General features: G+C 68.7%; 7 protein-coding genes. 5 read left to right on the top strand and 2 right to left on the bottom strand.

All coding sequences use genetic code 11. The features are described from left to right. Positions 1-148: 148 nt before the first annotated feature. The 4 genes from recC to VHP37_12980 are packed head-to-tail and all read left to right on the top strand — an operon-like array spanning position 149 to position 9705. Entirely contained in the window at positions 149-3334 is a 3186-nt protein-coding gene (recC, locus tag VHP37_12965; GenBank protein HEX2827252.1) for an exodeoxyribonuclease V subunit gamma, read from the top strand. Beyond that, positions 3331-6900, top strand: coding sequence for an exodeoxyribonuclease V subunit beta (gene recB / locus VHP37_12970; protein ID HEX2827253.1), 3570 nt, complete (start codon positions 3331-3333; stop codon positions 6898-6900). The genes recC and recB overlap by 4 nt, the downstream gene beginning before the upstream one ends. Then, positions 6897-8711: an exodeoxyribonuclease V subunit alpha gene (recD, locus tag VHP37_12975; protein HEX2827254.1), complete on the top strand. Its 1815-nt coding sequence runs from the start codon at positions 6897-6899 to the stop codon at positions 8709-8711. The genes recB and recD overlap by 4 nt, the downstream gene beginning before the upstream one ends. A gap of 22 nt (positions 8712-8733) precedes the next feature. Further along, positions 8734-9705, top strand: a complete 972-nt coding sequence (locus tag VHP37_12980) for a zinc-binding dehydrogenase (protein ID HEX2827255.1) — start codon at positions 8734-8736, stop codon at positions 9703-9705. 207 nt (positions 9706-9912) lie between these two features. Here VHP37_12980 and VHP37_12985 read toward each other — a convergent pair whose 3' ends face one another. Beyond that, positions 9913-11055: an MFS transporter gene (locus VHP37_12985; protein HEX2827256.1), complete on the bottom strand. Its 1143-nt coding sequence runs from the start codon at positions 11053-11055 to the stop codon at positions 9913-9915. 111 nt (positions 11056-11166) lie between these two features. Between VHP37_12985 and VHP37_12990 the strand changes: the two genes are divergently transcribed. Next, entirely contained in the window at positions 11167-12954 is a 1788-nt protein-coding gene (locus tag VHP37_12990) for an ABC transporter transmembrane domain-containing protein (GenBank protein ID HEX2827257.1), read from the top strand. A 102-nt stretch (positions 12955-13056) separates the two neighbouring features. On the opposite strand, the gene VHP37_12995 is transcribed toward VHP37_12990, so the two are convergent. Next, on the bottom strand, positions 13057-13971 hold the full coding sequence (locus tag VHP37_12995) for a fumarylacetoacetate hydrolase family protein (protein HEX2827258.1): 915 nt from the start codon (positions 13969-13971) through the stop codon (positions 13057-13059). Positions 13972-14168: the final 197 nt, after the last annotated feature.

A 14168-nucleotide genomic window follows, 5' to 3' on the forward strand; every position in this document is an offset into this window, starting at 1 on the left:
GGTCGTCGTCCTGGACGGTCCGCGAAGCGGGCCGATCCAGGACCCATTTTGACGTTAACGAAGTTCAAAATGGATCCTGGCGTACGCCAGGATGACGTGCTGTCCAGGCTCACCGGGTGAGCCACCGGACCCGCTACACTCGATGCCGATGCTGACGATACATCACAGCAACCGGCTCGACGCGCTCGCTGCAGAGCTCGCCGCCGTCACCCGCGCGCCGCTCGCTACACCGTTCTCGACCGAAGTCGTCGTCGTGCAAAGCCGCGGCGTCGCGCGCTGGCTCGCACTCACGCTCGCCGACACCGCGGGCGTCTGCGCCAACGTACGCTTTCCGTTTCCTACCGCTTTCGCGTGGGCGCTGTATCGCGCTGTCGCCGAAGACATCCCGGAGCAGTCGCCTTACGCGCCCGACGTGCTGGCGTGGCGCATCCTCGGCCTCCTCCCCGGGCTCGAAGCGACGGCGCCTTTCGAAGCGGTTCGCGCCTACGTTCGCGGCGACGCGCTGCGCCGCGCCCAGCTCGCCTCGCGTCTCGCGGCGCTCTACGACGAATATCTCGTCTATCGACCCGACTGGGTCGCCGCGTGGGAGCGCGGCGAGGCGAGCCACTGGCAAGGCAAGCTGTGGCAGCGCCTCGCCCGCGACATAGCAACGCCCCATCGCGCGACGTTGCACGCGCAACTCATCAAAGCGCTCGCGAAAGGCAAGCTCGCGCCGGGCGCGCTGCCGGAGCGCGTATCGGTATTCGGCGCGCCCGCGCTGCCGCCGGCGCTGATCGAGCTCTTCGGGGCCCTGGGTCGAGTGAGCGAAGTGCATCTCTTCGTCCAGAACCCGTGCCGCGAATTCTGGGGCGACATCCGCGACCCGGCGTCGATCGCGAAGAAGACGCTCGCCGGCGAGCCCGAGGCGCCTTATCTCGAAAGCGGCAACCGGCTGCTCGCGTCGCTCGGCAAGCAGGGCCGCGACTTCTTCGACCTGCTCGCCAGCGTCGAAGGGGACCGCGTCGAGCAGCACGACGCTTTCGTCGAGCCGGGTAACGGAACGCTGCTCGCTTCGATACAGTCGGAGCTGCTCGACCTGACCGAGCGCAGCGGCGACGCGCCGCGCGCGGCCGCGCCGCAAGCCGATCGCTCGCTGCAGGTCCACTCGTGCCACAGCGCGATGCGTGAAGTCGAGGTGCTGCACGATCAGCTCCTCGCGCTGTTCGAAGCGCACCGCGACCTGCACCCGTCGGACGTCGTCGTGATGACGCCGGACATCGAAACCTACGCACCGTATATCGAAGCGGTGTTCGGCACCGCGGCGCCGCGCATTCCTTTCAGTCTCTCCGACCGCAGCGCCGAGAAGTCGAGCACCCTCGCTGCGACGCTGATGGACCTGCTGGCGTTGCCGGGAAGCCGCTATGAAGCGCACCGCGTCCTCGGCGTGCTCGACGAGCCCGCGGTGCGCCGCCGCTACGCGCTGTCCGAAGCGGACATCGAGAGCGTGCGGCGCTGGGTGGCCGACTCGCAGATCCGCTGGGGCATCGATGCCGCACATCGCGCGCGCTTCGGCGTGCCCGCGGTGCACGAGCACACGTGGCGGTTCGGGCTGACGCGCCTTGCGCTCGGCTACGCGCTGCCCGCGTACGGCGAGCGCCTCTTCGCCGACGTGCTGCCGTACGATGAAGTCGAAGGCAGTCTCGGCGTGGTGCTGGGCCGCTTCGCGAGCTTCACCGAAGCCGCCATCACGCTCGACAGCAAGCTCGCCGAGCCACGATCGATCGCGCGCTGGTGCCAGGCCTTGCAGGAAGCGCTCGCCGATTTCTTCGATCCGCCCGAAGAGCGCGCCGAGGAGCTCGAAACGGTGCGATCGGCGATCGCGGCGATCGACGCCGATGCGCGTCTCGCCGGCTTCGGCGATGCGGTGCCGCTCACGGTCGTGCTGAGCGTGCTTCGCGACCGGCTCGAAGCGCCGGGCCGCGCGTTCCTGTCGGGCGGCGTCACCTTCTGCGCGATGGTCCCGATGCGCAGCCTGCCGTTCGAGATCGTGTGCATGATCGGCATGAACGACCGCGCGTATCCGCGCGTGCGGCGGCGCGACGGCTTCGATCTCATGGCGAGCGAGTTCCGCAAAGGCGACCGCTCGCGCCGCGACGACGACCGCTATCTCTTCCTCGAATCGATCGTCAACGCGGGGCGCTGCGTGTACGTGAGCTACACCGGCCGCCACATCCGCGAGGACACCGTGATGCCGCCGTCGGTCCTGGTGAGCGAGCTGCTCGACTACGTCGCCCACGGTTACGAAGGCGAGGGCAGGACCGATATCCGCAGGCAGCTCGTGACCGAGCATCCGCTGCAGGCGTTCAGCCCGCGCTACTTCAAAGGCGGCGACCGGCTCTTCAGCTACTCCGAGCCGCTCGCGCGCGCGGCGGCCGGTGCGGGCCGCGGCACGCGCGCGTCCGAGCCGCTGCTCGGCGCAGCGTTGCCGCCGCTCGGCTTCGAGGAGCGCACGATCGACCTCGACGAGCTCGTGCGCTTCTTCCGCAACCCGGTGCGGCGTCTCTTCGAATCGCGCCTGAAGGTTCGTCTCGAGACCGCGGAGGAGGAGCTCGAATCGCGCGAGCCTTTCGAGCTCGGAGGCCTTCCGCTCTACAAGCTCAAGGAGCGCTTGCTCGACCTCACCCTGCGCGAGGAGGCTCACGACGGGCTCGCGCTCGCGCGTGCCGGCGGCGTGCTGCCGCCGGGCCGCCTGGGCGAAGTGCTGTTCGAAGCGCAGAGCGCCATCGTCGAGCGCGTCGCCGAGCGCGCGAGCGGCCTCATGCCCGACGCGCTGCTCGACCCGCACGCGTTCGAGCTTGCGTCGGAGCGCCTCACGCTCGCCGGAACCCTGAGCCGCATGAGCGCGGAAGGCATGCTGATCTACCGCGTGGCCAAGGCCAGCGCCAACGTGCGCGTCGCGGCATGGATCCGTCACCTCGCGCTCAACGCCTACGCGCCGCGCGGCGTGGCGAAGGTCTCGCGCTGCATCGCGCAGGACGCGCTGCTCACCTATTCGCCGGTCGAGAACGCGCGCGAGCGCCTGCTCGAGCTGCTCGACCTCTACTGGACCGGCATGCAGCGGCCGCTCAAGTTCTTCCCGCGCACCGCGTGCGAATACGGCAAACAGGGCGAGATCAACTACAAGGTGCGCAGCGTGTGGACCGGCGGCTACCCCGACTATCGCGGCGAAGCGAACGATCCGTATTTCGCGCTCGCGTTCCGCGGCGCCGAGCCGCTCGACGACGAGTTCGAAGCGCTCGCCAACACCGTCTTCGGTGCGATGACCCCCGCGCTGAAAGAGGAGGCGATCGCTTGAAGGCCGCCAGGGCGAAGGCAGCGCCGGCGAGCGTCGACGCCGCGACGGTCGCGCTCGAAGGCCTCAACGTCGTCGAGGCGAACGCGGGCACGGGCAAGACGTGGACGATCACCGCGCTGTACCTGCGCCTCCTGCTGGAGCAGCGCTGCGAGGTCGATCGCATCCTCGTCGTGACCTTCACCGAAGCGGCGACCGGCGAGCTGCGCGACCGCATCCGCACGCGCCTCGCGGACGCGCGGACCGCTTTCGAGACCGGCGTCGCGCCCGACGAGTACACCGAAACGCTGCTCGGCCGCGTCGACCGCGCCGAAGCGCTGCTGCGGCTCACCACCGCGCTCACCGGCTTCGACCAGGCGCCGATCTACACCATCCACGGTTTCTGCCAGCGCGTGCTCGCCGACAGCGCGTTCGAGAGCGGCATGCCGTTCGCGACCGAGATCGTTCCCGACCAGAGCGCGTTCGTGCGCGAGGTCGTCGAGGATTTCTGGCGCAACGAAGCGCACGCGGCGTCCGCGCTCTACACGCGATTCCTCGTCGGTAACGGCGTCACGCCCGAGTCGCTGGTGGAGGACGTCGAACGCTATCTCGGCAAGCCGTACTTGCGTGTGCGCGCGCCGCAGCCGCCTGCCGCGATCGACACGCTGGAGCGCGAATACGAGCGCGCATGGACTGCCGCGCGCGCGCTGTGGCTCGCGGAGCGCGGCGCGATCGAGGCGAAGCTCCTCGGCAACACGGGCCTCAACGGCAACTCGTACCGCCAGGCGTCGATCCCCGCATGGCTCGACGAGATGCGCGCGTGCCTCGCGCCCGAAGCGCCCCGGCTCGAGCTGTGCGGGCGCTTCGACAAGTTCACGCCGGAGAGTCTCGCCAAAGGCACGAAGAAGGACGGCCGGACGCCGCAGCACGCGTTCTTCGACGCGTGCGGTGCGCTCAAGGCCGCGCACGCCGCGCTGCTCGACGCCTACGCGCGCGCCATCGTGCTCATGAAAGTGCGGCTGCTCGAGTTCGGCAACACCGAGCTCGCATCGCGCAAGGCGCGGCTCGAGCTCCAGTCGTACGACGACCTGCTGCTCAACCTGCACAAGGCGCTGCACGATCCGCAGACGGGCGATCGTCTCGCCGCTGCGCTGCGCGAGCGCTACGCCGCCGCGCTGATCGACGAGTTCCAGGACACCGATCCGGTCCAGTACGACATCTTTCGCCGCATCTACGGCGGCACCGACGTGCCGGTGTTCCTCGTCGGCGATCCGAAGCAGTCGATCTACAGCTTCCGCGGCGCCGACGTGTACGCGTATCTCGCGGCACGCCGCGACGCGCGCGACGCGCATACCCTCGCGACCAACTGGCGCTCGGATGCGTCGCTGCTCGATGCGGTCAACCGCGTATTCGAGAACGCGTCCGCGCCTTTCGTCGTGGAGGACATCGGCTTCACGCGCTCGAGCGCCGCGCCCGGCGAGCGCGGACGGCTGATCGTCGACGGCGAGAGCGGTGCGCCGTTCGAGATCTGGCTGATGGAGAGCGCCGATGGCAAGCCGATCAACAAGGGCAGCGCGAACGAAGCCGCGGCGCACGCGACCGCCGGCGAGATCGCAAGGCTGCTCGCGCTCGGCGCCGACGGGAAGGCGCGCATCGCCGACGCGAAAGGCGAGCGCGGCTTGCGCGGCGGCGACATCGCGGTGCTCGCGCGCAGCCACCGCCAGGCGACGATGGTGCGCGACGCCTTGGCGGCGCTCGGGGTCGCGAGCGTGCAGCGCGGGTCGGAAAGCGTCTTCGCCACGCGTGAAGCCGAGGAGCTCGAGCGCGTGCTCGCCGCGATCGCCGAGCCCGGACGCGAAGTGCTGATCGGCGCCGCGCTCGCCACCGAGCTGATGGGCTACACCGGCGAGGCGATCTACGCGCTGCGCGCGGATGAAGCGCAGTGGGAGCAGACGGTCGAGAGCTTCCGCGATGCGCACCGCGACTGGCACGAGCTCGGCTTCATGCGCATGCTGCGCGGCTTTGCCGCGCGTTACGGCGTGCTGCAGCGGCTGCTCGCGTTCGTCGACGGCGAGCGCCGCGCGACCAACCTGCTGCACATCGCGGAGCTTTTGCATTGCGACGCCGAGCGCCAGGGCATCGCGGGGCTGCTCGCCTGGTTCGCGGCGAAGCGCGCCAGGCCGACGCAAGGCAACGAAGCCGAGCTGCTGCGGCTGGAGAGCGACGAGAACCTCGTCAAGCTCCTCACCGTGCACGCGTCGAAGGGACTCGAGTTCCCGCTGGTGTTCTGTCCGTTCGTGTGGGACGGCAACCTGCGCAACGCCAAGGCCGAGGTGCTCGCGTTCCACGATCCCGCGGAAGGACACGCCGCGGTCGTCGATTTCGGGTCCGACGCCTTCGATGCTTCGCGCGGACAGGCGGTGCAGGAAGAGCGCGCCGAGAGCCTGCGGCTGCTCTACGTCGCGCTCACGCGTGCCAAGCATCGCTGCTGGATCGTCTGGGGCAACATCAACGACGCCGAGAAATCGGCGCCTGCGTGGCTGCTGCACCGTCATGCGGCGAGCGCTTTCACCGACGACCTGCCGAAGCTCACCGACATCCGCGCGGACCTCGATCGCCTCGCCGCGCGCGCCGAAGGCTCGATACGCGTTTCGCCGTTGCCCGCGGCCGCCGCAACGCCGCCGATCGCAAGCGCTGCCGCCGCGGCGCTCACCGGCCCGCGGCAGTGGACAGGAACGCTGCGCGATACGCGGCGCACTACGAGCTTCACCGCGCTCGCGCACGGCCGCAGCATCGAGGCGCCCGATTACGACGCGGCGGATCGCGACCCGCTGCCCGAGAGCGTGAGCGGGCGCGACATCTTCACTTTTCCGCGCGGAGCACAGGCGGGCAAGTGCATGCACGCGATCTTCGAGCACGCCGATTTCGCGCATCTCGAACGCCCCGCGCTCGAGCGCCTGGTGGAAAAGGCGTTGGCGGCGCACGGCTTCGAGGCTGTCTGGACGCGTGCGCTCGCCGACATGATCGAAGCGGTGGTGGACACGCCGCTCGACGCGAGCGGCATGCGATTGCGTGACGTCACGCGCGAGCGCCGGCTCGACGAGCTCGAGTTCTACTACCCGCTGCGAGCGGTGACCGACAGCGGCCTGCGCGCAGTGCTGGCCGCGGGCGGCTTTCCGGAAGAGATCCGTCACCGCATCGACGCGCTCACGTTCGATCCGGCGCAGGGCTACATGACCGGCTTCATCGACATCGTCTTCGAGCACGGCGGCCGTTATTACCTCGCGGACTACAAATCGAACTGGCTCGGCGCGACCGTCGCGGCGTATGGACAGCCCGAGGTCGCGGGCGCGATGGGACGCGAAGCCTACTACCTGCAATACCTCGTGTACTGCGTGGCGCTGCATCGCTATCTCGCGTCGCGCATCCAAGGCTATTCGTACGGAACTCATTTCGGCGGCGTGCGCTATCTCTTCGTGCGCGGCATGCGGCCCGCGTCGGGCGCGGCTTACGGTGTGTACGCGGACAAGCCTTCGAAGAGCCTCATCGAAGCGCTCGACGCTTACCTCTGTCCGGAGGCGCGGCGATGAGCCTCGAAGCGCTCGAGCAGACGTCGGGCGAGGTCGAGCTCGACGACATCGACGTGCACTTCGCGCGGACGATCGCGCGGCTCGCGCGTTGCGATCGTGCCGAGCTCGCGGCCGCCGCGGCGCTCGCGAGCCGCGCCACGGCCGACGGCGACGTGTGCGTGCGTCTGGCGGACTTCGCGGGGCGCAGCGTGCCGGCGTTCGGCGTGATCGCGCCGGGGGCCGACGATTGGATGCGGCTCCTGCGCGAGTGCGACGTGGTGGGCGAGCCCGGCAGCTTCCGGCCGCTCGTGCTGGACGGCGCGGGGCGTCTGTATCTGCACCGCTACTGGGATTACGAGCGGCGCGTCGCCGACGATCTTTCCGCTCGCGCGGTCGATGCCGGCGACGTCAACGACAAGCTCCTGCGCGACGGGCTGAAGCGCTACTTCCCCGACGCGGACGACATCCAGCAGAAGCTCGCGGCCGCCACCGCGGTGCTGAGGCGGTTCTGTGTGATCTCGGGCGGGCCGGGAACCGGCAAGACGACGACCGTGGTGAAGATCCTCGCGCTGCTCGCGGAGCAGGCGCAGCGCCGCAATCTCGCGATCGGCGTCGCCGCGCCGACGGGCAAGGCAGCCGCACGCGTGCAGGACGCGATCGCGAGCGCGCTCGACAAGCTCGACCTCGACCTCTTCGCGAAACAGATGATGCCGAAGGGGGCGGGCACCCTGCACCGGCTGCTCGGCGCGCGTCCCGATTCGGTGTACTACCGGCACAACCGCGCGAATCCGCTTGGGCTCGACGTGCTCGTGGTCGACGAAGCGTCGATGGCCGACCTCGCGCTCTTCGCCAAGCTGCTCGACGCGCTGCCCGCGCGCGCGCGCCTCATCCTGCTCGGCGACAAGGACCAGCTCGCCTCGGTGGAAGCCGGTGCGGTGCTCGGCGACATCTGCGCGGGCAGCGGGCATTCGGCGGCTTTCGCGAAGCGGCTGGCAGCGGTGACCGGCATCGCAGCCGCGAAGATTCCGCGCGGCGCTCGCGACTGCGCGCTCGCGGACTCGGTCGCGCTGCTCGACCGCAGCTATCGTTTCGGTCCTGAAAGCGGCATCGGCTCGCTCGCGCGCGCCGTGAACGCGGGCGACGGCGACGCGGCGCTTGCGCTGCTGACGAGCGGCGCGCAGGCCGACATCGCGTGGGGCGCCGTCTCCGGCGCGTCCGACCTGCGGGCGCGCCTCGCGGCCCACGTCGTCGATGCGCTGCGCGAATACTTCGAGGCGGTGCGCGCGGGCGCGGATCCGCAGGAGATCTTCGCCCGCTTCAACGCGTTTCGCGTGCTGTGCGCGCATCGCCGCGGCGCGTTCGGCGCGATCGCGGTCAATCGCATCATCGAGGATGCGCTCGACGAGCAGGGCTCGGTGAGCGCCCGCAACGCGTGGTATCCGGGGCGGCCGGTCATGATCACGCGCAACGACTACAACGTGCGCCTCTTCAACGGCGACGTCGGCATCGCGCTGCCCGACGCGGACGGCCGGGTGAAGGTATATTTCGTCGGCGAGAGCGTGCGCAGCTTCGCGCCGTCGCGCCTGCCGGACCACGAGACGGTCTATGCGATGACCATCCACAAGTCGCAGGGCTCGGAGTTCGGCCGCGTGCTGATGCTGCTGCCGCCCGAGATGTCGCCGATCATGAGCCGCGAGCTGGTGTACACCGGCATCACGCGCGCGAAGTCGCGCGTCGAGATCTGGGGCGACGCAGCGGTTTTCCGCGAAGCGGTCGGGCGGCGCCTGACCCGCGCGTCGGCGCTGCAGGAGCGCCTGTGGCGCACCGCATGATTACGTACAGGAGGAAGGTTGCATGAAATCGTACTGGATCGTCACCAGGGACCATGTCGCGACGATGGAAAAGCGCGACATGCCCGTGCCGCAGCCCAAAGCCGGCGAGCTACTCATCAAGGTCGCCGCGTCGGCGATGAACCGCGGCGAGATCTTCGTCGGCGGCGTCATGCACGGCGGGCCGGAGAAGCTCGGCGGCAACGAAGGCTCGGGCGTGGTCGAAGCGGTGGGCGAAGGCGTGACCGAGTTCAAGAAAGGCGACCGTGTCATGGGCCGCTGCCGCGGCGCGTTCGCCGAATACGCGATCATGGAAGTCGCGCAGGCGATGAAAGTGCCCGCGCATCTGTCGATGGAAGAGGCCGCGGCGACGCCGCTGTCGTTCATCACCGCCTACGAGATGGTCGTGCAGTACGGCAAGTTGAAAGCGGGCGAGTGGCTGTTCGTGCCCGGCGCCTCGAGCGGCGCGGGCGTGTGCAGCATCCAGATCGCGCAGGTGCTCGGCGCAAAGACGATCGGCACCTCGGGCTCCGCCGAAAAACTCCAGAAGCTGAAGTCGATCGGATTGGACGTCGGCATCCGGACGCGCCAGCCCGACTTCGCGGACAAGGTGAAAGAAGCGACCGGCGGCAAGGGCGCGAACCTCGCGCTCAACCTCGTCGGCGGCACCTTCTTCCCCGAGATCCTGAAGTGCCTCGCGAACCAGGGCCGCGTCGCGATCGTCGGCTACGTCGACAACTCGCACCACGCCGAGATCGATCTCTCGGCGGTGCACGCGAACCGCTTCCAGATCTTCGGCGTGTCGAACGCCAGGCTCACGACAGCGGAGAAGGCCGCCGCCGCCGCGGGCTTCAAGCGCGACATCCTGCCGGCGATCGACAGCGGCAAGATCAAGCCGCTGGTCGACAGCGTCTTCAGCCTCGACGACATCGCGCAAGCAAAGGAGCGGATGGAGTCGAACGCGATGACCGGCAAGATCGTCGTGAAGGTGGCCTAGTTAAAGGCGTAATTTAAACGCAGAGGCGCACGGAGGCGCGCAGAGGAAAGCCCGGGCAAAACGACCTGTAGGATGCGCGTGGACTTCGTCATTCCCGCGCAGGCGGGAATCCATTTTGACTCTGAACGAGTTGAAAATGGATTCCCGATAGCTTCCGCTGGCGCGGTTCGGGAATGACGTTCGTCTTTTCCTCTGCGTCCTCTGCGGTTAATTGCGTTTGACTTTCCCCGGCCGGGTGATCGCGGAGCCGCCGCTGAGGAGCGCGGCGCAGGTCCAGAAGATCGGCGCCAGTCCCGTGCTCGCGCCGAGGACGCCGAACACCGGCGGGATCACCACGTGCGCGCCGTAGCTCACCGCCAGCCGCATCGCGATCGCTTCGGCCGAGCGGCCGGGCGGGGCGGCGTTGAACGAGAGCAGCATTGACAGCGGCTGGCCGCAGCCGAGCCCCAGTCCCAGCACGAATGCGGTCGCTGCGAGCAGCAGCGGCTCGTGCATCAGCGGCACCGCGATAAAGGCGCAGGCCGAGAGCGCCAGGGTTCGCGACATCAGCGCGTGCTCGCCCCATCGCGCCGTCAGCGGCGGGAGCGCGAGGCGCGTGATGAAGCCCGCGACGCCGAACGCCGACATCACGAGGCCGATCGTGGTGGCGGTGAATCCCAGCGAACGCGTATAGACCGGCATGTACAGGTTGAAGAGGTCCAACCCGGTCATCACCGCGGCGTTGGCGAGCAGCGCCCGGCGCAACCCCGGCAGCGCGAACAGGTCTTTGGCGTTGCGCGACGCCTTCTTCTCTTCCTTGACGCGCAGATCGGGGATGCGCTTGTGCCGCGCGGCCAGGATGATCAGCGCGCTCGCGACGACACACGCGAGGAGCAGGAACGTCAGCGGATGCCTCAGGTGGTCGATGCACAGGCCGACGAGGATCGGCCCGCAGATCGCCGCGGTCGATTCGCACAGGCTGTAGTAGCTGAAGTTGCGCGTGCGGGTCTCGGAGGTCGAGAGCAGGCCGACGAGGTTCTGCGTGGCGACCACGAAGAGCATGCTCGTGAATCCGCCGAGCGCCGCGGCGGCGTACAGCGCCGGCAACGAAGGGAAGAGGAAAGGGAGCGCGAGGGAGGCCGCGAAACCCGCGATGCCCCAGTACATCAGGACGCGGTTGTCGAAGCGGTCGGCGAGCCGGCCGGCGTAGACGGAGAGCAGGAACGGAAACAGGCCCCACAGCGCGAACAGGATGCCGGTCTGGAACGGACCGGCGCCCATGTCGACAGCGAACAGGGTCGCGGCGACCCTGAAACCTTTGCTGCCGACGAACGAGATCGAGCAGAGCGCGAGGACGGTGACGATGGGCATTTTGCGGGAGTGATTATAAGGTGACCGGTGAAGCGGTGACGAAACCCGGTGACGAGAAGCGGTGACATGAAACGGTGAGCTGAAGCGGTGACGGTGTATCTATAATTCCGCGTGACCACTGTTCCTCCAGGTGTAACCCCTCCGCCCAAAGGCGACGTCGCGAAGCTGCTGCGCCTCGCACGCTTCCTCGCGCCGTACAAAGGCCGCATCGGCGTCGCGCTGGCCGCGCTCGTGATCGCCGCGGGCTGCGTGCTCGCGCTCGGGCAGGGCATGCGGCACGTGATCGACTCGGGGTTCATGAAAGCCGACCCGGACCGGCTCAACGTCGCGCTCGCGGGCGTCATCGCGATCGCGCTCGTGCTCGCCGCCGCGACGTGGACGCGCTTCTATCTCATGATGAGCACCGGCGAGCGCGTCATCGCCGATCTGCGCAGGGCGGTGTTCGCGCACGTCGTGGATCTCTCGCCGGCGTTCTTCGACGCCTCGCGCACCGGTGAGATCGCCTCGCGCATCGTCAACGACACCGAGCAGATCCGCCAGGTGATCGGCTTCGGCGTCTCGATGCTCCTGCGCAACGGGCTGATGATGATCGGCGCGCTGGTGCTGCTCTTCATCACCAGCGTGAAGCTCGCGGCGCTCATCGTGCTCGGCGTGCCCGCGACGCTCATCCCGATACTGCTGCTCGGCCGGCGCGTGCGCGGCCTGTCTCGCACGAGCCAGGACCGGGTCGCCGGCGTCTCGGCGCACGTGGACGAATCGCTGCACGAGATCCGCACGGTGCAGGCATACGGCCACGAGGCGCGTACGCGCGAGCAGTTCGGCGCCGCGGTGCAGTCGGCGTACGAGACCGCGGTGTCGCGGGTGCGCATGAAAGCGTGGCTGATCTCGCTCGTGATGCCGATCGGCTTCTGCGCGATCGGGCTCATCCTGTGGATCGGCGGCCACGACGTCTTCGCGGGCAGGCTCACCGCGGGCGAGCTTTCGGCCTTCGTCTTTTACGCCGCCGTGGTCGCGAGCGGCGCGGGCACGGTCTCGGAGGTGTGGAGCGAGATCCAGAAAGCCGCCGGTGCGACCGAGCATTTGATGGAGCTTCTCGATACCCGGCCGGCGCTCGTCGCCGCGGAGCCCGCGATCCGCCTGCCGCCGCGCGTCGCCGGCGCGATCCGCTTCGACAACGTGAGCTTCTCGTACCCGACGCGGCCCGAGACCGTCGCGCTGGGCCCGCTCTCTTTCGACGTGAGGCCGGGCGAGCGTGTCGCGCTGGTCGGTCCTTCGGGCGCGGGCAAGTCGACGCTGTTCGCGCTGCTGTTGCGCTTCTACGATCCGTCGAGCGGCCGGGTGCTGATCGACGGCGCCGACATCCGCCACTGCGAGCCGCGCGAGGTGAGGCGCGCGGCGGCGCTGGTGCCGCAGGACCCGGTGATCTTCGCGACCAGCGTCACCGAGAACGTGCGCTTCGGCAAACCGCACGCGGGCATGGACGAAGTGATCGCCGCGTGCGCCGCCGCGCACGCGCTGGAGTTCGTCGAGAAGCTGCCGCACGGTTTCGATACCGATCTCGGCGAGCGCGGCGTGAAGCTCTCCGGCGGCCAGCGCCAGCGCATCTCGATCGCGCGTGCGCTGCTCGCGGACCGCCCCATCCTGCTGCTCGACGAGGCGACGAGCTCGCTCGACGCGGCGAGCGAGCGCAAGGTCGGCGAGGCGCTGGAGAGACTGTCGAGCGGCCGCACCACGCTGGTCATCGCGCACCGCCTCGCCACCGTCCGCAACGCCGATCGCATCGTCGTGCTCGAGCGCGGCCGCATCCACGCGGTCGGCACGCACGACGCGCTGTTACGCGAGGACGGTCTTTACGCGCACCTCGCACGTCTGCAGTTCATCGAAGGCGCGGCTGTTTAACCGTCATTCCCGCGAAGGCGGGAATCCATTTGCCGACCGTTAACGTCGAAATGGATTCCCGATAGCTCCGGCTGTCGCCGGTTCGGGAATGACGTCAGTAGATCACTCCCCCTCCTCCACCGGATTCTCCAGAACCCCGATCCCGCTGATCTCGATGCGCACGCGGTCGCCGGGCTTGAGGAAGATGCCGCGCGGCCGGCCCACGCCCGACGGCGTGCCGGTGGCGATGACGTCGCCGGGGAGCAGCGTCATGCGGCGCGAGAGGTACTCGATGATCTCGGCGATATCGAAGATGAGCTGCGACACGCTCGCGTCCTGCATCGGCTCTTCGTTCACCCAGAGCTGGAGCCGGCACGCGTACGGATCGGGGACGTTGTCGGCGGGAACGATCCAGGGGCCCATCGGCGCGCTGGTCTCGAAGTTCTTGTGGCCGAACCAGTCGATGTTCCAGCGCGGCCAGTCGGGGCGGCGCGCGAGATCGCGCGCCGAGACGTCGTTCATGATGGTGTAACCGGCGACGTACTGCATCGCGTCTTCCACCTTCACGTTGCGCGCGCGCCGGCCGATGACGACCGCGAGCTCGCCTTCCCAGTCGACTTTCTGCGACACGCGCGGCAGGCGTATCGCGTCGCCGGGTCCGATCATGCAGTGCTGCGCGGACTTCAGAAAGAGATACGGCTGTCCCGTCGACTTGTCGACACCGGCGTCCTCGGCGTTCATCTCCTGCGCGTGCGCGCGATAGTTCGCGCCGGTGCAGTAGATCGCGGGCGGGTAAAGGATGGGCGGGAGGAGCCGCACGTCCGAGAGCGGCGTGGAAGGGCCCTGCGGATCCGCGGCGTGCTCGTGCAGTGCGGGAAGCGCTTCGTCCCAGTCGTTGAGGACCGCCAGGATCGACGAGGTCCAGAGCGCGTTCGGAAAGGTTTGCCGCAGGTGATAGATGCTGTCTGCGCCGACGAGGACACCGGGACTGGCGCGGCCGTCGGTACCGCGGTAATTGAGCAGCTTGAACGACGCCATCGTGACCTCCCGTCTTGTTTACTTCGTTCGATGAGGCGGTCCTGCTACTTCGAATGCGCGTTGTATAACCGTCCATACTATAGGGTCCCGGACGGAGTCGCTACCGGCAATCGGGGGAATGGTGATTCGCTGCGTTGCGGTGTTCTTCCTGGCGCTCGCGTCCGCCGCGACGGCCCAGGTGTATCCGGCGAAGCCCG

The sequence above is a fragment of the Burkholderiales bacterium genome (assembly GCA_036262035.1).
Lineage (GTDB): Bacteria > Pseudomonadota > Gammaproteobacteria > Burkholderiales > SG8-41 > JAQGMV01.